The sequence below is a fragment of the Streptomyces sp. RLA131 genome (genome assembly GCF_056270125.1).
The window spans coordinates 324,099-347,643 of record NZ_JBWDOQ010000002.1; the positions used below are offsets into that span (position 1 = coordinate 324,099).

The window sequence follows — 23,545 nt, forward strand, 5'->3', positions numbered from 1 at the left end:
TTACTCGGAGCCGAGCACCATGAAGCGACGCATCGCCGCTATCGGGACAGCCCTCGCACTCGGCTGCGGGCCGGCCGTCACCGCCTGCGGTGGGGGCACGAGCAGCACCCCCAACACCGCTTCGGGCAAGGTCGGGGTGGTGCTGCCGCTGCTCACCTCACCGTTCTGGGAGTCGTACAACTCCTACGTCCCCGAGCAGGCCGCCGCCCAGGACGTCCACGTGCTTCAGACGGTGAACTCCGACTCCGATCCGAGCAAACAGATCACCGACATCCAGAATCTGCTCGCCCAGAAGGTGAAGGGCCTGGTCGTCTCGCCGCTGGACTCCGCGGCGATCACCGCCGGGCTCAATGCCGCGCAGCGCAAGGGCGTGCCGGTGGTCGCCGTCGATGTGGCGCCGGACAAGGGCAAGGTTGCGATGGTGGTCAGGGCCGACAACCGTGCCTACGGGGAGAAGGCCTGCCGCCGGATCGGCGGCGCGGTGAGGACCGGCAAGGTCGTACAGATCCAGGGCGACCTGGCGTCGGTCAACGGGCGGGATCGCTCGGAGGCGTTCAGCTCGTGCATCAAGAAGAACTACCCGGGCATCAAGGTGCTGGACATTCCCGCCGTCTGGGAGGCGGAGCGGGCGGCGGCCGGCCTGGAGGCGCTGTACACCGCCCACCCGGATATCAAGGGCATCTACATGCAGGCCGGAGGCGTGTATCTGGCCCCCGCGTTGAGCACGCTGCGGCGGCACCACGCGCTGGTGGCGGCCGGTAATCCCAAGCACGTCGTGATCGTCTCCAATGACGGCATCCCGCAGGAGCTGGACGCGATCCGCAAGGGCCTGATCGACGCGACCGTCTCCCAGCCGGCCGACCAGTACGCCAAATACGGCATCTTCTACATCAAGCGGGCGATGCAGGGCCAGACCTTCCACCCGGGCCCGACCGACCACGACAGCACCATCGTCCGGCTGCCCAGCGGAATCCTTGAGGACCAGCTCCCGGCACCGCTGGTGACCGAGGGCAATGTCGACGACGCGTCGCTGTGGGGCAACCAGATCGGCAAGAGCTCCTGATACCCGGGAGACCGTCTCCCCGGGTATCCAGGAAGCGAGACCGCGATGAACCAGACGCCACTGACTGAAACCCGCGCCGACGGCCCCGGCCGCCGCGTGGTGGCCGAGGCCCACGGGATCCGTAAGCGCTACGGTCCCACCGTGGCCCTGGACGACGTGCGGATCGCCGTCCGGGCCGGTGAGTCGCACGCCCTGGTCGGCCGTAACGGGGCCGGCAAGTCGACCCTGGTGGCCATCCTGACCGGACTGCAGCGGCCGGACCGCGGCGTTGTCCTGTTCGACGGCGAACCCGCGCCCGGCCTGGCGGACCGTGAGGCGTGGCAGCGGCGGGTCGCCTGCGTCTACCAGCGGTCAACGATCATCCCTGATCTCACCGTCGCCGAGAACCTGTACGTCAACCGGCAACCCACGGTTCTCGGCCAGGTGATCAGCTGGCGGCGGATGCGCTCGGCGGCCCGCGAGCTGCTGGACGAATGGGGTGTGGAGGTCGACGAGAACGTGCCGGCCGGCGGGCTCACCGTCGAGGACGCCAAGATGGTGGAGATCGCAAGGTCGATCTCGCGCGGAACCCGGTTCATCATTCTGGACGAGCCCACCGCCCAGCTGGACAGCCGGGCGATCGACCGCCTGTTCACCCATATCCGGCGGTTGCAGCGGGCCGGGATCACCTTTCTCTACATCTCCCACCATCTGGAGGAGGTCTACGCCGTCTGCCAGGTCGTCACCGTCTTCCGGGACGCCCGCTGGATCACCACGGCGCCCGTGGGCGAGCTGGGCAGGACCGAACTCATCGAGGCGATGACCGGGGAGCGGGACGCGGGCGCGGCCCCCGGCTTCGGCGCGATCCGGTCGCAGTCGGCGGACGCGCCCCTGGCCGTACGGGTGCACCGGCTGAGCGGCCCGCATTTCACCGACGTCAGCTTCGCCGTCCGGTCCGGCGAGACGGTGGGGCTGGCCGGGCTCGCGGGCTCCGGGAGCCGTCAGGTCGCCGAAGCGCTGGCCGGGCTGTACCGGCCCGACAGCGGGCGGATCGAGGTTCTCGGCCGTCCGACGCGGCCGGGCAGCGTCGCCTCGGCGCTCGCGGCGGGCGTGGGCTGTGTGCCGCGCGACCGGCATTATGAAGGGCTGGTACCGGAGCTGTCGGTGGCCGAGAACGCCTCCATGACCATCATGGACCGGCTGGGGCGGCTGGGCGTGATCTCGCGCCGGGCCCGGGACGCCTTCGCCCGGCGGACGATCACCGGTCTCGACATCACGACGGACGGCCCGGACCAGCCGGTCAAGGACCTGTCGGGCGGTAATCAGCAGAAGGTCGTCATGGGCCGGGCGCTGGCCACCGACCCGGGGGTACTGGTGCTCATCAATCCGACGGCGGGTGTCGACGTGAAGTCCAAGCGGGCGCTGCTGTCGGTCGTCGACCGAGCCAGGGCCGCGGGACGCGCGGCCCTCGTCGTCTCGGACGAGCTGGCGGACCTGCGGACCTGCGACCGCGTCCTGGTGATGTTCAACGGCTCTCTCGCCGCCGAGTACACCGTCGGCTGGACCGACGAAGAACTGGTGGCCTCGATCGAAGGGGTCAGCACCGGCCATGAATGACACCGCGCCAAAGGGCCCGACGCCCGGTGGCGGGCCGGACAGAGCGGTCCGCCACCCCGCCCGCGCGATCGTCCTGGGCCGGATCCGCGACCTGGCGCTGCTTCCCGCGGTGCTCCTGCTGCTGCTCATCGGTGCGGTCAGCAACGAGAGCTTCCTTGAGCGGGACAACCTGCTGAATGTGCTCAGCGCCTCCTCGGCGCTCGGACTGCTGGTGCTCGCCGAGGCGTTGATCCTGATCAGCGGCAAGATGGACCTCTCGCTGGAGTCGATCGCGGGGCTCGCCCCGGCCCTCGGTTTCATGGCCGTGATCCCGGCCGCCTCGGCGGGCTTCGGCAGCGAGTTGCCCACCTGGTCCGGCCTGCTGATCATTCCGCTCACCGGGGCGCTGATCGGGGCCGTGAACGGTCTGCTGATCGTCAAGCTCCAGCTCAACGGCTTTATCGTGACCCTGGCGATGAACATCGTGCTGCGCGGAGTCCTGGTCGGCATGGTGTCCGGCAAGACCTTGTTCGACGCGCCTGCCGCGTTCTTCGCCCTCGGGTCCGACACCTGGCTCGGCGTCCCCGTCTCCGTGTGGCTGACCGGCGCCTGTTTCGCAGTCGCCGGGTGGGCGCTGCGCTACCACCGGCTGGGACGCGCGGTGTACGCGGTGGGCGGCGCCGCCCCCGCTGCGCGGGCGGCGGGCATCCGGGTCGACCGGGTGGCCTGGACAGTCCTGGTCATCGGCGGGACGCTGGCCGCGCTGGCCGGTCTGGTGATCGCCGGACGGGTCGGGGCGATCAACGCCAATCAGGGACAGGGCCTGATCTTCACCGTGTTCGCGGCCGCTGTCATCGGCGGCATCAGCTTGAACGGCGGCAAGGGATCCCTGGCCGGGGCGTTGCTCGGGGTCCTGCTGCTGGGCATGCTGGAGAACCTGCTCACCCTGGCGCAGGTGTCGTCCTTCTGGATCCAGGCCATCTACGGCGCGATCATCCTGGTGGCGCTGATGATCGCCCGGCTCACCACCGGCGAGAGCCAGGAGTAGGACGAAGTCCAGGAGCGGTCCAAGGGCGAGCCATGAAGGGCGATACATCATAGAATGTCCCATATGCCATCCGCCAGATGGGACGGCTGTCATGATGCTCCCCAAGGAGGTAACACCGGACGGAACGCATGGACCGTTCGAGATGGCGAATGTGGCTGCCGCGGTGATCGACGCGAAGGGCACGGTCATCGGCTGGACGGGGGCCGCCGAGCGGCTCCTGGGATACGGCGCGGCGGAGGTCCTCGACCGCCCCGCCGCCACTCTGCTGGCGCAGTCCGAAGACGCGTCACGGGCGGCCGAGATCGCCGAGGAGTGCGGGACGCGGGAGAGCTGGGGCGGTTTGGTGGGCGCCCGGCACCGCGACGGCCGCCGCCTCGAGGTCGGGCTGCGGGTGACCGTGATGTCCGACACCGACGACCGCAAGGCCTGGCTCGTGTCGGCGACCGACGTGTCGAAGGCTCCGACCTGGGCGGTCAGCGGGGAGGTGCTGGAAGGTTTCCTCACCCGCTCACCACTCGGCATGGCCGTGCTCAGCCCGGACCTGCGGTACGTGTGGATGAACGACACCCTGGAGCGCTACGGCGGTGTGCCGCGCGACGAACGGCTCGGGCGCCGGATGTCGGACTCGTTGCCGGGCCTGAACACCGAGGCGCTCGAAGCACAGATGCGGCGGGTGCTGGAGACCGGCGTGCCGGTCATCGACTACGAGTACCGGGGCTGGACCTGGGCGGATCCGCACCAGGAACACGCCTACTCCACCTCCTTCTTTCGGCTCGACAACCCGGACGGCAACCCGCTGGGCGTGTGCTACATGGGCATGGACGTCACCGACAGATGGCGGGCCCGGGAGCGCCTGGCCCTGCTCAGCGAGGCCAGCGCCCGTATCGGGGGCACGCTGAATGTGATGCGGACCGCCCAGGAGCTGGCCGACTTCTCGGTGCCGAGGCTCGCCGACTTCGTGAGCGTCGATCTGCTGGAAGCGGTGCTGCACGGCGACGAACCCGGTTCGGGGCCGGCCGACAGCGCGTATCTGGTGCGGCGTGCCGGGCAGCAGTCGATCCACGAGGGCTGCCCGGAGTCGGTGATCGCCACCGGCGACTCGATCGACGCACCCAGGTCCTCGCCGTACTTCGAGAGCATGGTCAAAGGCACCACGGTGCTGGAACCGTTCCTGGACCCGGCCACCGCCCCGTGGGTCGCGGAGGACCCGGCGCGGGCCAGGAGCATCGCGGATTTCGGGATGCACTCGGTGATGTGGGTGCCGCTGTCCGCGCGCGGCACCGTGCTGGGGGTGGCGACCTTCTTCCGTACGGAGCATCCGCAGCCGTTCGAGGAGGACGATCTGCTGCTCGCCGAGGAGCTTGTCAGCCGGGCCGCGGTGTGGGTGGAGAACGCCCGCCGCTACACCCGTGAGCACGCTGCGGCGCTGGCCCTGCAGCGCAGTCTGCTCCCGCAGGGGCTGAACGGCGGGACCGCCATGGAGGTGGCCTCGCGCTATCTGCCGGCCGATGTACGGGAAGGGGTGGGCGGCGACTGGTTCGATGTGATCCAGTTGTCCGGCGCCCGGGTCGCCCTGGTCGTCGGTGACGTCGTCGGGCACGGCCTCAACGCCGCGGCGACCATGGGCAGGCTGCGTACCGCCGTACAGACGCTCGCCGACATGGACCTGCCGCCCGACGAGCTGCTGGCCCACCTGGACGACCTGGTGATCCGACTGACGGAGGAGAAGAGCGGCGACGACGAGCCCATCACCACCGCGGTGCTGGGCGCCACTTGCCTCTACGCCGTCTACGACCCGGTCACCCAGCTGTGCACCATGGCCCGGGCCGGACATCCGCCACCCGCCGTGGTCACCCCCGGCGGCAAGGTCACCTTCCCGGACCTTCCCGCGGGACCTCCGCTGGGCCTCGGCTCGTTGCCCTTCGAATCCGCCGAGATATCCCTCCCCGAGGGAAGCCTGATCGCCCTCTACACCGATGGCCTCATCGAGACCAGCGACCAGGACATCGACGTCGGGCTGGCCCGCCTCCGCGATGTGCTCGCGCGGTCCGGCCTGCCGCCGGAGGAGCTGTGCTCGGCGGTCGTGAACAATCTGCTGACCGGCCCGCAGACCGACGACGTCGCTCTGCTCCTGGCCCGGCCGCATGCGCTGGGCGCCGACCGGGTCGCCTCGTGGGACCTGCCGACGGATCCGGCGATCGTCGCGAGCGCCAGGGAGCTGGCCGTCCGCCAGCTCCTCGGATGGGCGCTGGACGACCTGGTGACGACCACGGAACTGGTGGTCAGCGAGCTGGTCACCAACGCCATCCGGCACGGCACCGGACCCGTCAGGCTGCGCATCATCCGGCATGACACGTTGATCTGCGAGGTGTCCGACGCCAGCAACACCTCACCCCGGATGGGCCATGCGCGGACCACCGACGAAGGCGGCCGGGGGTTGTTCCTGGTCGCCCAGCTGACCCGCCGTTGGGGTACGCGCTACACCCGGGCCGGAAAGATCATCTGGGCCGAGCAGGAGCTCCCGGCGCGGGCGGGCAACCGGGACGGGCGCGCTGACGGCCCGGGAGCTTGAGCGCGGTCCATGCTGCTGCGGCCGACGCCAGGAGGCATCGGCCGCAGCGGCCCGGTGCCGGGTCAGGCCGTGAAGATCTCAAGCGTGTGGCGTTTCGGCCACTCCGGAAGCCAATCCGTGGCGATCTCGCCCGAGAGGGCCGCCCGGAGCCATTCTGTGTGGTTCAGACGGGACTCGTACCAGTCGGCCCAATTCCGGCGGAATGCCGACACGGTCCAGCCCGCTGTCCCGCGATCCACCAGGAAGAGCTGGTCGCCCTCGATCGTGTTCCCCCAGAGCAGCATGCCGCCCGCGGTCGGGAGCACGGCTCCGGGAACATAAGGGCTCCGTTCGAGCCTCGGTCCCATCCTTTCGGCATAGGACATCAAGGTCCTCGGGCCACAGACGAAGATGAACTCGGAGATCGTGGCGTCACCGTACTTCACCCCGAAGTCGATGAATTCTTCAGGAAGTTCCGTTCTCCACTCGCTCTGTACCACGTCGAAGCCACCGGCCTCTCTCCTCGGAGGTGCCCCGAGGAGAGGGACCAGCACGTCTGTCGCTGCCACGGTGTTGCCTTTCCGAACCGGCGAGTCACTTGCAATGGGCGCCGCCATGCGGCGTGTTGTCGATGACACAGTCCACATCTGTGGTGCCGAACGCCGTGAACTGTATCTGGGTCGGTATCGGCGAGGCCGGATTCCCGTAGACCGGGAAGACTTCCATGTACTCATGGCCGCCGCCTCTGATGGCAGCGAGCACCGGCGCCTCCGCATAGTCGAACATGTCCTGATTCGCCACCTGATACATCGTGACGAAGTTCCGGGTGTCCTTGTTTGATCCGCCGAACGCGTACCCGATCAGGTGCCCCCTGGCACGGTTGTCGGCCGGCAGGGTTGTGAGCCCCGGAAGGCCGAATCTCAGATTCGGCCTTGGAGGCGGCGTGTAGTCGGACTGGTCGAGACTGGCGAACGCTCCGGTGGCCACGCATTCGCCCGCCTGCTCATGCCGGGGCAGATAGACGATGTTGCCCTTGTCGTTGAAGCCGGCCCCGGTGTCGCAGCGACCGCTGCGGTCGACGGTGCCGGTGCCACCGGAGGCGTTGCTGTCGGTGGCCACGCCCGTGTCGGTGGTCGCCGACGAGCTGGTGGCCAGATGGCCCGCCGCCGCGTCGGCGTCCTCCGCCGGGGTGGTGCCCAGGATCGGGGTGGAGTTGGTGCCGCCGAGGTTCTGGTTCTTGGGGCGGGTGGGGATGCCGTTGGCGCCGCAGTCGTCGTTGGCGGAGGCGGCCAGGACGAAGACGACGGCGGCCTCGGGGGCGAAGAAGAGGCTGGCGCCGAGCGCGAGGCCCAGTACGACCGCCCCGCCGATCGCCCATGCGCTGGTGTGCGAGGAGGAGCCGTACGACAGGGCCCCGCCGGTGGCCACGCCATGCAGGTGGCCATTGTTCGAACTCGAACCCGAACCGGAATTGGAGCCCGAGTCCGAGCCCGTGTCGTGCGACGGGGAGTGCGAGCGCGGGCTCGAATAGTCCTCGTCCATGGCGTCGTTGAAGTCCTTGTCGAACTGCCGCTCCCACGCGTCCTGCTGCTGCTTCAGGGCCTTGTCGTCGGCGGCGTTCTTGGCCTGCTGGGCGCGGGCCTTCTCCTTCCCGATCGCCCACTGCTCCTGCGACCACTCGATCATCCGGCCCATCTGGCCCGCCTGCCAGTTCTTGAGCCAGGCCTGCATCTGCTCGTAGGCCTCCTCCTGGGCCTTGATGTCGTCGCTGGTGCAGGCGTCGTGGCCACTGGTGTCGGTGTTGTCCAGAGGGTCGTCGTTGCCGTACGCGTAGGGGTTGGCGTTGACCGCCGGGGTGGGCGCGTTGCTGGCCGAGTCCGCGCTGGTGAAGGCTCCGTTGGCGGGGTCGTACCAGCGGGTGGCGGTGTTGACCTGGCCGGTGGAGGAGTCGGTCCAGCCGCCCTGGTAGCCGAGGTCGGTCTGGCTGCCGCTGGACGCGGTGCGGCGTCCGTAGGCGTCGTAGGCGGTGGAGCCGGTCAGGGCGCTGCCGGTGGCGGTGAAGCTGCCGGTGATGTCGCCGTGGCTGTTGGAGAGGGCGAGGGCGGCGCCCGTGCCGTCGGCGGCGGAGGTGGAGAACACGTCGCCGTTGGCGTCCCGGCCGAAGTTCTGGGTGCCGTCGGAGACCGGGGTGTTGGTGGCGCTGCCGTAGCTGAAGGTGGCGTTGTGACCGCCGGAGGACGCCGTGGCGAGCCGGCCGAGGCCGTCGTAGGTGTAGCCGGCGCCGGTGCTGGAGCCGGTGACCTGGTCGAAGGCATCGGAGGTGTAGGTGGTCGTGGTCCCGGCGGAGCTGACGCTCGTGGTGGTGCCGCGCGCGGTGTAGCCGTAGTTGGTGGTGGCGGAGCCGCTGGAGACGGAGGTCAGCTGGTTGCGGGCGTTGAAGGTGGCGGTGGCGGAGCCGGCTGTGGTGCGGTTGCCGTTGCCGTCGTAGGCGTAACCGGTGGTGCCGGAGCCGGTGGTCGCGGACTTCAGGCGGCCGGCGAAGTCGTAGTCGTAGGTGCTGGTGCCCGAGCCGGCGGTGCCGGTGGCGGTGACGGTGGCGATCTGGCCGTCAGGGTTGTAGGTGTACGCGGCCGATGCCTCGGATGTGCCGGAGGGGGAGCTCAGGACGTCGGACTTGAGCTGGTGGAGCGCGGTGTAGTCGTAGGCGCGGGTGGCTCCGCCGGTGCCGTAGGCGATGGTCTTGACCTGGCCGACGGGGTTGTAGGTCAGGGTGGCGGTGGTGCCGGTGAGCGGGTCGGTCTCGCTGTTGACCCGCTGGTCGGCGTCGTAGCCGAAGGTGGCGGTCCCGGCCTTGTCGGTACGTGAGCTGATCTGGCCGTTCTCGTTGTAGCTGTAACTCGCGGTGCCGGACGGCCCGGCCATGCCGACGACGAGCCCGCGGTCGTTGTAGGTGAAGGTGTCGGTGCCGCCGGGCGCGGAGACCGAGTTGGGGCGGCCCGCCGCGTCGTAGCCGTAGGAGCGGGCCGTGGTGGCGGCCTCCGCGCCGGTGCCGGTCTGGGAGGTCAGCTCGCTGCCGGCGTCGTAGCCGTTGGTGAGGACCACCCCGCCGGGGCGGGTGATGGTGTGCGTTCTGCCGTCGGCGTCGTAGGCGGTGGTGGTGGTCCGGTCGGCGGCGGAGGTGAGCCCGGTGACGCTGGGCAGGATACTGCTCTCCGGCAGGCCGAGGGAGTTGTAGGTGTAGAGGGTGATGTTCTTGTCGGCGTCGGTGTAGCGGGTCCGGCCGCCCGCCGCGTCATAGCCGAAGGAGGTGGTGATCGAGGTGGTGGCGTCGACCGGCTGGCTCTGGCTCACCATCCGGTTGAGCGCGTCGAAGGCGGCGGTGCTGGTGTGCTGCCGGGCGTCGGTGGCGGAGGTCTCGTTGCCGACCGCGTCGTAGCCGTAGGCGGTGGAGCTGAGGGCGGTGCCGTTCGCGTCGAGCTTGGTGGTCGAGGTGAGCCGCTCGGCGAGGTCGTACCCCTGGGTTGTCTTCGTGCCGTCGGCCGCGGTGGTCGTGAGGACCCGGCCGGTGGCGTCGTAGCTGTAGCCGGTGACATTGCCCACCGGGTCCTTGACGGTGAGCGGTTGGCCGAGGGCGTCGAAGGTCGCGGTGGTCGTGTTGTGCAGCGGGTCCTCCAGCGAGGTGAGGTCGCCGAGCCCGTCGTAGCCGTACTTGGTGGTGTAGGCCGCCGCCGTGGGGGTGCGCTCCAGCTGGGTCGCGGTGATCTGCCGGCCGAGCGGGTCGTAGGTGGCCTCGGTCCGGGCGCCGGTCGGGTCGGTGGTGTTGAGCGGCTCGCCGTCGGTGTCGTAACCGGTATGGGTGACGCGCCCGCCGGGCAGGGTCTGCCGCACCTGGTCGCCGAGCTGGTCGTAGGTGTACGACGCCTGGTTGTGCAGGGGATCGGTCTCGGTGAGGACATCGCCGAGCTCGTCGTAGGTGTAGGAGGTGGTGGGGGTGACGGCGGCGGAGCCGTCGGGCGCGGTGTACGAGGGCTGGGAGACGGCCAGGACGCGGCTGTCGGCGTCGTAGGTGGTGGTGACGATCCGGCCGTCGGGGTCGTCGGACTCCACCTGGTCGCCGAAGGTGTTGTAGCCGTTGCTGGCGACGGCCACGGTCTGCTGGGCGGCATTGCCGCCGCTCTCCGTGCTGATCGGTGGCGAGGAGGTCGTCGTGAGCTGCCCGGCCTCGTCGTAGGTGACGGTGGTGGTGTAGGCCGCCGCGTTCACCCCGGCCGCGTTGCCGCGCGGATCGGTCTCGGTCCTGGGCAGGCCGCGCTGGTCGTACGTCCAGGTGGTGGTGAGCGGCGCGGACCCGGCGGTGCCGCCGGAGCTGTAGAGCGAGGCCGCCTCGGCCGCGGTGAGGACGCGGTTGTAGACCTGCGCCTTGCTGACCGAGCCGTTGAAGTACTGGGCGGCGGCTCCGGCGGCGTAGCCCCGGCCGATGGCCAGCGCGCCGGTGCTGGCGATGGGCGTGGTGTCGGTCGCGGTGCCCTGGGCGACGCCGTTGACGTACAGCGTCATCTTGCCGGTGCCGGCGTCGTACGTGCCGAGCAGCTGGGTCCAGGTGTTGAGGGTGGGCGCCGCCGTGGAGTTGGCGCCCGCCAGGGTGGGCGCGGCCACATCGGTGGTCGCCCGGTCGAAGGCCCAGCGGCCGGCGGTGGGGTTGTAGTCCAGCGAGAAGCCCGCGGCCTTGGAGCCCTGCTGGGAGATGACGGTCTGCCAGGTGCCGGCCGGGGTGGTGGTGATCTTGGCCCAGGCGGCCACGGAGAAGCTCTTGGCGGTGTTGACGACGGAGCCTGCTGTGGCGATCTGCCCGGCTCCGGCGAAGACGGCCGAGCCGCCGTTGTCGGAGGACCAGCTGGTGGCGCTGTTGAGGGTGCCGACATTGCCGGTGCCGGAGTAGTCGGCGGCGGTCGGGCTCTCTCCGTCGTTGAGCTTCCACCAGCCGTCGGCGCCGACGGAGACGGCGGACTGGCCGCTGGTGGTGGCGGAGGTGTACAGCTCGCTGATCTCGTTCTGGGCGAGCCCGCGGCCGTACAGCTGGACGTCGCGGATCCGTCCGGGGAAGAAGTTGACCGAGACGGTGGCCGCCTTGCCCCGGCCGATCGCGACACCCGCGGTGCTGGCCATCGGGGTCAGGTCCTGCACCGGGCCGGTGCAGGAGGTGCAGACCCCGCTGACCTCGACGCCGTTGACGTAGAGGCTCATGTTGCCGAGCGCGTCCTCGACACCCACCAGATGGGTCCACACCCCGGCCGTGGCCGCGGCGCTGGCGGCGGCGGTGTAGGTGGTCGAGGTGGCGGTGTCGCTGGCGGCGCGGACGAAGGCCCAGGACTTGGTGGTGTGGTTGTACTGGATCTGGAAGGCGCTGTTCTGGGCACCCTGCTGGCTGACGACCGTGTAGTCCTTGGTCGTGCTGGTGGCGCTCAGATACGCCCACGCGGAGACGCTGAAGGCCTTGGAGGTGTCCACCACCGGCGTGCCGCTGGTGGTGATGGCACCCGTGGTGCCGTTGAACTGGGCGTAGTTGCCGCCGGGCGGTGCCCAGGTGGCGCCGGAGTTCGGGGTGCCGGTGAAGCCGTTGCCGGAGGAGTCGGCGGCGTTGACCGCGCCGTCGGTCAGCGGCCAGTAGCCGGTCGGCCCGGTGGCGTCGGTGCGTACGGACTGCGAGGTGGTGTTGCCGGCGGCGTCGTAGGAGTAGCCGACCTGGCGGGTCTGGCCGTCGCCGGTGAGCAGTTGGGACAGGACGTTGTCATTGGGGTCGAAGGTGTTGGCGGTGACCCGGTTGGCGCCGGCGGGGTCGACGGCGGTGCGGGTGGTGCGGTCCGCGGCGTCGACGGTGTACTGGGTCTGGCGGGTGCAGGAGGTGCCGGTCCAGACGTCGCATTCCCAGGTCAGGTTGCCGGCGGCGTCGTAGTCGTACGCCTTGTCGGTGACGGCGGAGGAGGTGCCGGAGGCGACGGTCTCGGACTGCAGGCGGTCGTCGTCGAAGTAGCTGTAGCCGGTGGTGCGGCCCATGGAGTCGGTGACCGAGGCCAGCCGTCCGGCCGGGTCGTAGGCCCGGGACTCCAGCACGAGGTCCTGCGCGTCGGAGGGCGCGGTCGGGTCACCGGTCCAGCCGTTCAGGGTGGTGGTGAGCAGTTGTCCGGTCGCCGAGTAGCCGTAGCTGTAGGTGGTCCCGGACGGGTCGGTCCGGGAGGTCGTCCGGCCGAAGGTGTCGTACGTGTAGTGGGTCGCCAGGTTCGCCGGATCGGTGGCGGTGATGACCCGGTTGTGGTCGTCGTAGACGTAGCCGGTGGTGCGGGTGGCGTCGTGGCCGGTGGTGTCGGCGGTCGACCTGCCGGTGAGGTCGCCGTCCGCGTCGTAGGTGTAGGTGGTCTTCGGGGTGTGGACGGTGCTGGTGACGGCGTCGGTGGTGGCCTGGCCGGTGACGGTGGAGACCCGGTCCAGGGCGTCGTAGGTGTACTTGGTCTGCACGCCGCCGACGGGCGCCCCGTAGGAGGTGAAGGTCACCGGGTAGGTGTCGGAGCTGACCGCCTGGGTGGTCAGGCGGCCGAACACGTCGTGGCCGTAGTAGGTGGTCTCGCCGGAGGGGTCGGTCTCGCTGCAGACCCTTCCGTAGCAGTAGTCGAACCGGGTGACCTGGCCCCTGGGGTCGGTGACCGTGGCGAGCATGCCGTAGGGCTCGTTGGTGACGACGCCGAGGGTGTTGGTGAACGTCTCGTTGTTGTTGTAGTACGTGTAGCTGACGGTCCGCCCGTTGGGGTAGTCCGCCGTCGGGGGTGTGGTCACCGAGGCCAGCGCCCCGAACGGGGTGTAGGTGTACGCCGTGCGGTAGGCGGGGTTGGCGGTGCCGGTGGCGCCGGAGCGGGCGTCGGCGGCGTAGAGGACCTTGCCGTTCAGCGGGTCCATCGGGTTGGCCGCGTTGGTGTGGTAGCTGAAGTAGGAGGTCTGGCAGGAGTTGGCCTGCCGGCAGGTGGTCGTCTCCAGCACATTGCCGTAGGCGTCGTGCTTACGGCTGACGCTGTGCCCGTCGGGGTCGGTGCTGGCGTCCTGGAAGCCCAGGGAGTCGTAGGCGTACGTGGTCCTGCCGCCGAGGGCGTCGGTGACGGCGGTGGTGCGGTAGCCGTTGGCCGGGTCGAAGGTGTACTTCGAGGTGGACCGGGCGGGATCGGTGACGGTGACGGTGGTCGACGGCATCAGGGCGGTGGCGGAGCCCTTGGCCTTGTACAGGCCGAGGGCGGCTTCGACGCCGGTCAGGTCGAGGTCGGTCTTGTAGATGCCGACCTGGCCGATCTCGCCGTTGAAGTAGCCCTGGGCGTTGCTCGCCGGGGGCTTGGGCCAGGATCCGGCGATGTACCCGGCGCCGACGGTCACATTGGTCTCGCCCCAGGTCGCGACCTGGCCCGCGATGGACTTGCCGGTGCGGGTGGCCTGGGTCTGGCCGTCGAGCCACAGCGTCTGGGTGGTGCCGGTGGCGGTCAGTTCGACCAGGTGCCAGTTGCCGTCGTTGACCGCGGCCTTGGATGCCATCGGGGAGGTGGTGCCGTCCCACAGCTGGCCGTGCAGCAGGCCGTCCGAGCCGATGTAGAGGGCCGGGGTGTAGCTGGTGGGCACCGTGCCGATCTGGCTGTTCTGGTACGACAGCAGCACCCCGCCGGCCTGTTTGGTGTTGAACCACAGGGCGACGGTGGCGTTCCCGGTGCTGTCGTCCAGGGCGCCGGAGGGCAGGGTGAGGTAGGAGGAGGTGCCGTTGAACCCGGCGGCGGTGTCCCCTCCGGGGCCGAAGATGCCGGGTTCACCCAGCATGACGTCGTTGTAGATGCCGTCGGTGGCGCTGTCGGCCGCCTTGTCGATGCCGTACTGGTTGACGGCGGTGATGCCGGCGGACTCGGTCATCGGGTAGTCGTACGAGGGCCGGGTGCCGCGCACCGCGCCGTAGTAGTAGTCGTTGCTGCCGGTGGTGACCGGGGTGGCCAGCTGGAACGTACCGCCGTCGGCGTCGGTGACGGACGCGGCGCGGTCGGTCAGTGCGTTGTAGCTGACGCCGAGCGCGGTCTTGCCGGAGGGCAGTGTGGTGCCGGTGAGTTCGTCGGCGGCCAGGGTGGCGGAGGCGTACTCCTGCTGGACGGCGGGCAGTCCGAGCGGGTGCTGCAGGAAGGAGACGTCCTGGATCTGGCCGCTGAACCAGCCCAGGGCATTGGCCGTCGGGACGGACGGCCACGATCCGGCCAGCTCGCCCGCACCGACGGAGGTGTAGGGCTGGCCGCTGACCGCGATGGTGTGGGTGCCGGTGCTGGTCCGGGTGGCGACCTGGGCGCCGTCCAGGAACAGGGTCTGCGCGGTGCGGGCGCCGGAGAGCACCACATGGTGCCACTTGCCGTCGTTGACGGCGGCGGGCGAGGCCATCGGGGTGGCCACGCCGTCCCAGAACTGGCCCCGGAGTTTGCCGTCGGTGCCGACGTAGAGCGCCGGGGTGTAGTTCGCGGTGACGGCGGTGCCCGGCTTGCCGCTCTGGTACGAGAAGAGGGTGCCGCCGGCCTGGGTGGTCTTGAACCACAGGCCGACCGCGAGGTTGCTGCTGGAGGCCACCAGGCTGCTGGGCAGGGCGGCGTAGGAGCTGGTGCCGTTGAAGGAGGCGGCGGTGGCGGGGGTGCCGGCGAGGGCGCCGGGCTGGCCGAGGGTGACATTGGCCAGGGTGGCGTCGGTGGTGCCCTGGTTGACCACGACGCTGTCGGCGGCCGTGGTGGAGCCGGCGGCGTCGCCGAGGCGCCAGTAGTCGGTGGGGTTGGAGTCCTGGACCATCGACACGAAGTGCGATCCGGAGCTGGTGCCGGAGGTGTAGGTGTAGCCGGTGCAGGCGGTCGAGGTGGTGGTGCTGGTGGCCGGCGGGCACACCGAGGTGAGGTAGTTCGCGGCGTTGTAGGCGTAGGTCCAGGGGTGGGTGACGCCTGCCACCGTGCGGTCGGTCACGGAGACGACGTGCGGCACGTTCTTGACGGCGCCGTCCGTCGCCGTCACCTGCTGTACGCCCCAGCTCAGTTCGAGCAGGATCGTCTGGTCGGGCAGGTGGTTGGTGGCGCCGTCGTTGTAGCCGTTGTCCTGGTTGAAGCCGAATCCGGCCTGGACGGGTTCACTGACGGCGGTGGTGCTGCCGTCGGGCAGGGTGAGGGTGACCGTCTTCCAGGTGAAGTCCACGCCGTGGCCGTTGCGGTTGCCGAACTCGGTGAGGCCCCAGTAGACGTGACCGGTGACCGGGTCGGTGGCCGAGTGGGTGAAGATGTAGCGCATGCCGGACTTCTCGGTCAGCGCGAAGCCCGAGGTGCCGTAGGCGGCCGGCGGGGCCGAGAGGACCGCGTAGTCGCCCGCCGGGGGGCTGTAGGTGCCGTCGCCGTTGGCGCCGAACCGTTCCTGCAGGCCGTCGGCCATCGTGATCACGATGTTGCCGGAGCCGTCCTCGTCCGGGGTCGCCCGCATGTCCAGCATGGAGGACCAGCCCGCGCCGAAGGCCTTGAAGACGCCGGGGTCCAGGCTGTTGTAGGTGCGCTCGATGTTCAGTGCCGGGCCGTCGGCCACCGCGCCGATCGACAGGTCGGTGGCCTGCGTGGAGTAGTCGCCCATCTGCGGGTCCACGCCCTTGACCGTCGCGTCGTACGGGGCGACGCCCAGGTGCGAGGTCACCAGCGGCTGAGGCGCGGACGGCACGGTGAAGTAGACGGGCGCGGACCACAGGGAGGTGGCGTTGCCGTCGCTGACCAGGGCCGTCCAGTAGTAGGTGCCGCCCCAGGCGAGCTTGGCGGCCGGGACCGTCCAGGTGGAGGTGGTGAGGGCGCCGGAGCTGGCAAGCGCGGTGGTGGAGCCGTTGGCGTAGAGATTGAAGGAGTAACTGAGCGCGGTACCCGGGTAGTTGTCGGGGTCGTGGCCGGTCACCCCGAGCACCGGGGTGAGGCTGAAGACCGAGGCGTTGTTGCCGGGGGTGAAACTGTCGATGATCGGCGGATTGTTGACCACCGGCAGCGAGTAACAGGTCTGCGGCACGCCGTAGGTGGAGAACAGCGTCCCGTTGTACGCCATGTCCCAGCAGATCAGATAGGTCTTGTCGGCGGTCAGCGCGGGTATCGACGCGGTGACCGTGACCGGTTTGTTGGGCGCCACCGTGGACGGCATCACGGCCGGGGTGGCGGCGGGACTGGTCAGCAGGGTACGGGTGGTGCCGGAGACGCTGTAGAGCTGGTACGAGAGCTTGTAGCCGTTGGTCGGGGTCCAGGTGGCCGTACCCCGGTTCTGCACCGTGACCTGGGCCCAGCCGGGCTGGTTGTTCCACGGCGAGGCGTAGCTGACCTCGGAGTACGAGGCCCCGGCGCCGTTCGGCGTGTACTCGATCGCCAGGTAGGGGTCGTCGGCGTAGAACTCCTTGGCCGCTGCCGCCGTGCTCGCCGCGCTGAGCGCGAGGCCGTAGTTGGGCGCCCAGCCGTGGGCCCAGTTCATGACCGTCTTGGTGTTGAGGCTGATGCCCTCCCACTGGCGGCCGTTGGCGCAGTCGGTGCCGGCGGCGAAGGTGGCGCTGCCGATCTGGGCGCCGGCGGCGGGGCCAGGGTAGGTGTTGATCTTCGTCGGGTCCCAGGAGGCGCTGACCGGGGCGACGTTCACCGCCTGGGCCGAGCAGGTGCCGGAGGTGTCCTGGCCGGAGAACTCGGTGTCCAGCCACAGCGTCGAGTTGACGATGTAGGCGTTGGCGAACTGGGTGCCGAAGCCGCTGAACTGGAGGAAGGAGTTGTAGTCGTGGCTGAGGTAGCGCCCGACGTACAGCTGCCCGTTGCCGTTGAAATTCTGGGTGACGCCGGACTCGACATAGGTCGAGGAGGTGCCGTTGCCCTGGCCGGTCGGGTTGGCGGCCGGTGTCACCGTCCGGTAGGAAGCGGCGGAGGCCGCACCGGCCTTCGCGGCGGAGGTGCCGCCCGTCGCCGTGATGCGCGCCCATGTGCCGTCGGATTTACGGTAGTTGACCGCGTGGGTGTGGATCTGGGCGGTGTAGGTGCCGTCGGTGTTCTTGAAGACGGTGGTGGTGGCGGTGTCGAGCTTCGGCTGCTCCACGCTGGTGGACGCGGCAAAGCCCCGGTGCTTGGCCGCCGACGGTGCGGCGACGGGCTTAGGCGCCTTGTGGATCCGGCTGCCGGAGTCCGTCGGGGTGCTCTTGCGGCCGTGGGCCCGGTACTCCCCCACCGCGCCTTTGACCTTCCCCGGCCCGGAGTTGGCGAGGGCGGTTCTGGCCCTGCTCTTGGTCGCCGACGCGGACACCGCGTGCTTCTTGCCCGCCGCGGTGCCGGTCTGCTGTCCCGGGGTGGCGGGAGCGGCCGCCGGTCTCGGTAACGCCTGGGCGGCCTGGCCGCCCTGTACGACGATCAGCGCGGCGATCGCCACAAATGCGGTTGCTCTCAACGAAACCGGCGCACGCCGTACGGATACCCACAAGCGACCCACTGTTGTTGCCCCCCGCAATGTCCAACATCCAACTCCAGACAGCGGGTTCTTCTATCAGCGGAACGACGGACCGGGACATCCATATATCCCGGGCCATTGGGATCAAAGTGCGGTATTGCGCTCCCAAGGTTGACCAGCGCATGGAAACCTCTTGGGTTTTTTATGAATGAACACTGGTCTGAACTTTTCATTCCGCAGAGCAAGCTGCTCTCACAGATCATCAGAGGGGCTGCGGGGGCGGATGGGATTCGGACGGCCGGGCGTTTTGCGGGCTTGCGCGTACATTGGGCTCCCGCCGCTGCTGTTACTGGTCCCGTTACTGGCCCACGCCGCTCCGGCCGCCGCTCAGGAGGCCGCCCCGCCCACCCCGCTCGCGGCCGAATGGCCGCTGGACGCACAGCACTTCAAGGCCTCCCGGGTCTGGCGGCTCAGCCAGGGGGCCGGTGTCACCGTGGCGGTGATCGACACCGGGGTGAACGCCCGCCACCCCGATCTGGCGGGCCGGGTCCTGCCGGGCACCGATGTCACCCACCAGGCCGCCGACGGACGGGTCGACCTGTCGGCGGACTCGCACGGCACCTCGGTCGCCGGGGTCATCGCGGGCTCCGGCGGCGCCGGAGCGGACTCGGGCAAGGGCATGGGCATGGCCGGGTTGGCGCCCCGGGCGACCGTCCTCCCCGTCCGGATCAGCGCCGACGAGGCCGCGGATCCGCTCGCGCTCGCCCAGGGCATCGTCTACGCCGCCGACCACGGGGCCTCGGTCATCAACATCTCCATGGTGACCACCGACGCCGACCCGCAGATCCGGGACGCCGTCGCCTACGCGCGCCGTAAGGACATCGTCGTGGTCGCGGCGGCCGGCAACAGCGGCCGTACGGGGAACCCGGTGACCTATCCGGCCGCGTTCCCCGGCGTGGTCGCCGTCTCCGGCACCACCCGCGACGGATCCTTCTGGCCCTCCGGCGAGTCGGGCCCCTATGTGACCCTGGCCGCCCCCGCGGTGGACATCTACTCGACGCGGAACAGCGGCGGCTACCTCACCAAGGACGGAACCAGCTATTCCGCTCCCTATGTCTCCGCCACGGCTGCCCTGCTGCGCGCCGCGTACCCCAAGGAGAGCGCCGGGCAGATCATCGCCCGGCTCATCGGCACCGCCGACCGCCCCGGCGGGAAGCCCGGCCGCGACGACCGCCTCGGCCACGGGGTGGTCGACCCCCTCAAGGCCCTCGGCGCACCGGCCCCGGCCTCCAGCGCCGATCCGCCGCTCACCGGCTCGGCGGACGCCACCCCGGAAGCCGCCGCCGCGACGGGCGGGGCCCCGGGCGGGACCGCCACGGCGATCACCGCCATCGCCGGAGTGACGGCCGCCGGGGCGGCCGGCTTCCTCGTCCACCGACGCCGGCGCTCACGCCGCACCCGCCGCGCTTCCTGACGTACCGTCCCATCACCGTCACCGTCACCGTCACCCGAAGGAGGACCCCGATCAGCATGCGGCTCCCGGCCCTCACCACACTGTCCGCCCGCACCGCCCGCACCGCCCGGCGCTTCACCGGTCTCGTACGCGGGCACCCGGTCATCGCGGCGGCCACGGCCGCCGTCCTGCTGACGGTCGTGTCGCTCACCGCGCTGTTGAGTGGCGGCGGCACGGCGAGTCCTCAGGCCGCCAACGTCTCAGGCAACTTCCGGGCCTGCCTGCTCGTCTCGCCCTCCAACGCCACCGACTCCCGGCTCAGCGAGGCGTCCTGGCGGGGCTTGCAGGACGCCGCCCGCTCCGGCGGGGTCAACGCCCAGCGATTTCCGGCCCCCACCATCGACGCCAAGGCCGCCCTGCCGTACTTCAACGGTGCCGTGCAACATCACTGCGAGCTGATCGTCACCGTCGGCACCGGCATGAAGCCCGCCACCGAGGCCGCCGCTCGCGCCAATCCACACCAGGAATTCGTGATCATCGGCGCCACCTCGACCCGTCCGCACATCTCGGCCATCGCCGCACCCAGCGATCCCGGGAAGGAACTGACCCGAAAGGTCAGCGCGTTCATCACCAGCCGACGCTGACCGCCCCGAGCCGCTCCAGCAGAGCCGGGCCCGCGGGCCCGGCGGGGCCGTGCGTACGCCGGTCCAGGGCGATCCGGCCACGGAGGCGCGGGACGGTGTCCGGCTCGCCGCGCCGTGGCCTCGGCGAGGCCACGGCGCGGTCGCTGCCGCGTTGCGGGTCTCGGAGCGGTCGGTGGAACGCCGGCGACGCCAGTGGCGCGAGAACGGCCACGCCGGGGTGGCCTCCACGGGGCGCCTGGTCGACCCCGGCTGTCTGACGCGCAGATGGGCCAGGCTAGAGCTGGAGTTGGAGCGTGGGCCGCTGGCACACGGGTGGACCGACCAGCGACGGACCCTGGCGCAGGTGAAGGCGATGATCAGCCGACTGTTCCACATCTCGTACACCGTGGAGGGCACGTGGCGGTTGCTGCGGCGCTACGGCCAATGCGGTCGTGATCGTCAGAAGATGCCGAAGAAGCGATGCCACCAGCTGGGCCGCTGAACGTGCGAGGGCAGTCGGCTCGGCCCGTCGTAGTCGCGCTCCAACACTTCCTCGGCGACCACCGCGTAGCCGAGGTCGACCAACGCTCGATACACCTTGGCAAGGTCGACGCCGTCCAGTTCGCCCTCGGCCTGGGCATCCTCCGTCCCGAAGAAGGCGCCCGGGTTGTCCGCGCAGACCAGAGCCAATGAGCCGAACTTGCTCACACAGACCACGATCCGGCTTCCGCATGCGGTCGCGTCCGCAGGCACGACGACACGTCCGTACTCGCTGGAGTCCTGAGTGTCCTGCTCAGCCGTGCACCGAGCTGCGAAGTCACCTTCGAGCCGGCTCACCAGACCGCTGAACAGGGCCGCGGTCTCGCCACGGTTGTAGTGCTGCGGCCACTCCAGCCACTCCGGATCATCGAGCTCGCGCAGCAACGCCGGCGGATCCGCTTTGCTCTCGGTCATGCGGCCATCTTGACGCGACAGCCCTACGCGGAGCGGTTCGGGGTACCACCACACACCTCGCCGACACGTTTCTGAGTTCGGCACCTCAGGGTGACGATGGTGGGCCGAGGGAGACACCCCTGGCGCGGCGCTCAGTCCGCCTCGGCCTGGCCGAGGGCCTGGGCGACACGGGCGCGTGCGGTGTGCAACCTCGCCGCCGCCGAGCTGCCCGCTCCCTGCTGGAGGGCGCGGCAGGACCCAGGTGGACCACCGCGTCAGGTTTGGCACCCGGGACTTCAGGCAGCGGCCCTCACACCCGCGGGGTTCGGGCGCGCAGCCGGTCGATCTCAGCGAGCACGCGGTCCACATGCGGACGCACCTGCGCCTGCAATGCGTCACTCCAGCTCTCCTCGGCGTAGCGGCAGTTGAGATAGAGCTGCCTGGCGTGCTCGAGAGCGGCGCGGTGCTCGGGCGGGAGCTGCGCGAGGGCCCAGTTGGCGGCGGCGTCCTTCGACTTGATCTGGCCAGTGGCGAGCGTGGTCCAGATGCGGGCGAAGGTCAGCAGGACGTTGCGGGTGTCGCCGTCCAGGTCGTCGAGCAGGCCGGGGATACCCGCCACACTCGCCCGGACCAGGTCGGTCCGCGGGACCGGGTCGAGGACCTGCGCCGGGCGCGGGCCGGTGAGGGGGTGGTCGCCGGCCAGCGCCATGGTGATCAGCAGGGCCAGATCGGGCATCGGCTCCGGCTGGGGGACCTCCCCGGACTCGTACTCCGCACGCAGCCACTCGCCGTAGAGGAAGTCGCCGGTCGGCGGGTACCGCCACGGCCGGACCTCGGACTGGACGACCACGGTGAGCTCGACCGGGCGGACCTTGTTTCGGGAGCCGGAGATCCGGAGCAGTCCACCGAGGAGTGTCCGTCGATCCTGCTCGTCCATTCGCCGCCGGGAGACGACCAGCACGTCCACGTCGCTGGCCGGCCTGAGTCCGCCGAGCACGGAGGAGCCGTGGAGGTAGGTGCCGATGACATCTTGGCCCAGCACACCGCCGACCAGCCCCACGATCTCCTGAACCTGATTCACCGCATCAGCGTCTCCTGTCATCCGGCCGACCGCACAGCATTATGCAACTTCGGCTGGTCAGGGAGTTGCAAGGATGTCGAGGGCGAGGCCGGGTCCGGTGATGAGGCCATTGACGATGTCTGGCCGGCACTGGAGCCGTTCGAGCCGATTACGGACAAGCGTTTCCAGGCGGCCGAAGGCGACGGCGAGATTGGGCCAGGTTGCGTTTGACGTGCGCCCAGACCCCCTCGACGGGGTTGAGATCGGGCGAGTAGGCGAGTAGGCGGGTAGGCGGGTAGGCGGGTAGCAGGAACACTGTCAGACACTTCCCCCGCCCGATCCCAAGACTCGTGAAGGCTACCGGGGCGATACCGCCGCCGCCGGGAAGGCCATGCGCTTCCCTGGACCCCGCGACGCAGAGCTGGCGAGCGTCATGATCGACTTCTGGCGTAGGGATTGCGGGACATCCTTTAGCCTGTGTTGAACAAGGTCGGCCTCCCGGCGTACAGCGGAATGGCCCGGGGCACATAGGTGGGACCGTCGCAGACGCCAATGTTGCAGCCTCCGACCCCGTACGTCACGTTTCCGGCGGGCTCCGGCCAACCCCGGCTCCTTAACTCCGCATTGCTTGCAGAAAGTCACTTTCATGAAGAACGAGCGGGAATTCTTTTCACCGGACTCCATGCAGTGGCGCACCGGGCCGCAGCCCGGGACCGCCGAGAGGATTCTGAGCAGGGACGAGGCTGATCCGGAGGTGCTGACCCGGCTGGTGCGCTGGGAGCCCGGCCTCGACACCTCGCTCTCCGGCGTGATCCGGCACGAGTGGGTCGAGGAGGTCTATCTGCTCGAAGGCGAACTGCACGACCTGACCCTGGATCAGACCTTCTGCGCCGGAGACTTTGCCGCCCGGCCCCCGGGCATGGAACACGGCCCGTACCGGACAACCGGAGGCTGCGTGATGTTGGAGATCCGCTACCGGCCGTAGAGCGTGTGCCGAGTTCAGCTCTTCAGTGGAGGCTATGGAGCCAGATGATCGCGCCGCGTAGGTGGAGTCCGGCGAGGTTGCTGGTCGGGGGCTTGTCGTAGCGGGTGGCGTCCGCGACACTCATTGATCTTTCGGTGGTCGTCTGCCGGCCCGGGTTCGCAACCTGCCCTATCGGTTGGTGCTCCTGCAGCGACCTGATGAGCCGGCGCTCATGCGTGAGGCCGCCCAGCACCTGTGGCTGCACGGACCCGACCGCGATCGCGTCGCAGCGGACCGGACGAGGCGGGCAGACGTACTGGCGGGCCGAGACGGCGATGCGCGAGAAGCTTGCCCTGCGCTACAACACCAAGCTGCCGCAGGGCGCGGTCGACCGGGACGCGTACGTGGTGTGCGTGCTGGAGCAGCTGCACCACGCGCTGAACCGGTGGGTCGCCCCGCGCGCCCGGCTGCTGGACGGGGCGCGGTGGGAGGCGCTGCGCGCGGACGTCCTGGCGGGCCTGTCCCTGACCGAAGACGCCGGCCGGGGCCTGGACGCGGCATGGCGGCAGATGGCCGACCGGCTGGAGGAGGCCGGCGACGACGCGAAGGTGGAGATCGTCGTCCCCGAGGGCGGCGGACGCGCCAAGCTGTCGGGGGGACAAACTCGGCGCGGTGGGTGAGCCGGAGTCGCTGACCTGGCTACCCCGCCGCCCGCTGGGCCACTCGTTGCATCCTGTGGAGGCCGGGCGCCCGACGCTCCGGGCCGAGGCGAGGAACGCCGAGCTGGGCTCAGCACTGGC

General features: G+C 70.0%; 11 protein-coding genes and 3 pseudogenes. 9 read left to right on the forward strand and 5 right to left on the reverse strand.

Annotation, left to right across the window (positions count from 1 at the left end; all coding sequences use genetic code 11):
- Window positions 1-19: 19 nt before the first annotated feature.
- From RWE79_RS02125 to RWE79_RS02140, 4 genes are all read left to right on the forward strand, one after another.
- The gene (locus tag RWE79_RS02125; protein ID WP_475938271.1) at window positions 20-1,063 is read left to right on the forward strand and encodes a sugar ABC transporter substrate-binding protein; all 1,044 of its coding nucleotides are present in this window, start codon (window positions 20-22) and stop codon (window positions 1,061-1,063) included.
- 45 nt (window positions 1,064-1,108) lie between these two features.
- Window positions 1,109-2,659, forward strand: a complete 1,551-nt coding sequence (locus RWE79_RS02130) for a sugar ABC transporter ATP-binding protein (protein WP_475938272.1) — start codon at window positions 1,109-1,111, stop codon at window positions 2,657-2,659.
- The gene (locus RWE79_RS02135; RefSeq protein ID WP_475938273.1) at window positions 2,652-3,686 is read left to right on the forward strand and encodes an ABC transporter permease; all 1,035 of its coding nucleotides are present in this window, start codon (window positions 2,652-2,654) and stop codon (window positions 3,684-3,686) included. The genes RWE79_RS02130 and RWE79_RS02135 overlap by 8 nt, the downstream gene beginning before the upstream one ends.
- A 91-nt stretch (window positions 3,687-3,777) precedes the next feature.
- Window positions 3,778-6,258, forward strand: a complete 2,481-nt coding sequence (locus RWE79_RS02140; protein ID WP_475938274.1) for a SpoIIE family protein phosphatase — start codon at window positions 3,778-3,780, stop codon at window positions 6,256-6,258.
- Window positions 6,259-6,320: 62 nt separating this feature from the next.
- On the opposite strand, the gene RWE79_RS02145 is transcribed toward RWE79_RS02140, so the two are convergent.
- Together RWE79_RS02145 and RWE79_RS02150 are read right to left on the reverse strand one after the other, a co-directional pair.
- Window positions 6,321-6,806: a hypothetical protein gene (locus tag RWE79_RS02145; RefSeq protein WP_475938275.1), complete on the reverse strand. Its 486-nt coding sequence runs from the start codon at window positions 6,804-6,806 to the stop codon at window positions 6,321-6,323.
- 25 nt (window positions 6,807-6,831) lie between these two features.
- Window positions 6,832-17,694, reverse strand: a complete 10,863-nt coding sequence (locus tag RWE79_RS02150; protein ID WP_475938276.1) for a LamG-like jellyroll fold domain-containing protein — start codon at window positions 17,692-17,694, stop codon at window positions 6,832-6,834.
- Window positions 17,695-17,995: 301 nt separating this feature from the next.
- Between RWE79_RS02150 and mycP the strand changes: the two genes are divergently transcribed.
- The 3 genes and pseudogenes from mycP to RWE79_RS02165 all read left to right on the forward strand — a co-directional run.
- Window positions 17,996-19,186, forward strand: coding sequence for a type VII secretion-associated serine protease mycosin (gene mycP / locus RWE79_RS02155; RefSeq protein WP_475938277.1), 1,191 nt, complete (start codon window positions 17,996-17,998; stop codon window positions 19,184-19,186).
- 56 nt (window positions 19,187-19,242) lie between these two features.
- Window positions 19,243-19,809, forward strand: coding sequence for a hypothetical protein (locus RWE79_RS02160; protein ID WP_475938278.1), 567 nt, complete (start codon window positions 19,243-19,245; stop codon window positions 19,807-19,809).
- A 49-nt stretch (window positions 19,810-19,858) separates the two neighbouring features.
- Window positions 19,859-20,230 (forward strand): annotated as a pseudogene (locus RWE79_RS02165) (winged helix-turn-helix domain-containing protein); the annotation flags it as partial.
- 17 nt (window positions 20,231-20,247) lie between these two features.
- Here the strand turns inward: RWE79_RS02165 and RWE79_RS02170 are convergent.
- The 3 genes and pseudogenes from RWE79_RS02170 to RWE79_RS02180 all read right to left on the reverse strand — a co-directional run.
- On the reverse strand, window positions 20,248-20,742 hold the full coding sequence (locus RWE79_RS02170; RefSeq protein ID WP_475938279.1) for a hypothetical protein: 495 nt from the start codon (window positions 20,740-20,742) through the stop codon (window positions 20,248-20,250).
- Between the two features lie 289 nt (window positions 20,743-21,031).
- A complete protein-coding gene (locus RWE79_RS02175) occupies window positions 21,032-21,823 on the reverse strand; it encodes an aminoglycoside adenylyltransferase family protein (RefSeq protein WP_475938280.1) in 792 nt (263 codons plus the stop codon).
- A 36-nt stretch (window positions 21,824-21,859) separates the two neighbouring features.
- Window positions 21,860-22,103 (reverse strand): annotated as a pseudogene (locus tag RWE79_RS02180) (hypothetical protein); the annotation flags it as partial.
- Window positions 22,104-22,427: 324 nt separating this feature from the next.
- Between RWE79_RS02180 and RWE79_RS02185 the strand changes: the two are divergent.
- The gene (locus RWE79_RS02185; RefSeq protein WP_475938281.1) at window positions 22,428-22,766 is read left to right on the forward strand and encodes a cupin domain-containing protein; all 339 of its coding nucleotides are present in this window, start codon (window positions 22,428-22,430) and stop codon (window positions 22,764-22,766) included.
- A 329-nt stretch (window positions 22,767-23,095) separates the two neighbouring features.
- Window positions 23,096-23,456, forward strand: a pseudogene (locus RWE79_RS02190) (Tn3 family transposase); the annotation flags it as partial.
- Window positions 23,457-23,545: the final 89 nt, after the last annotated feature.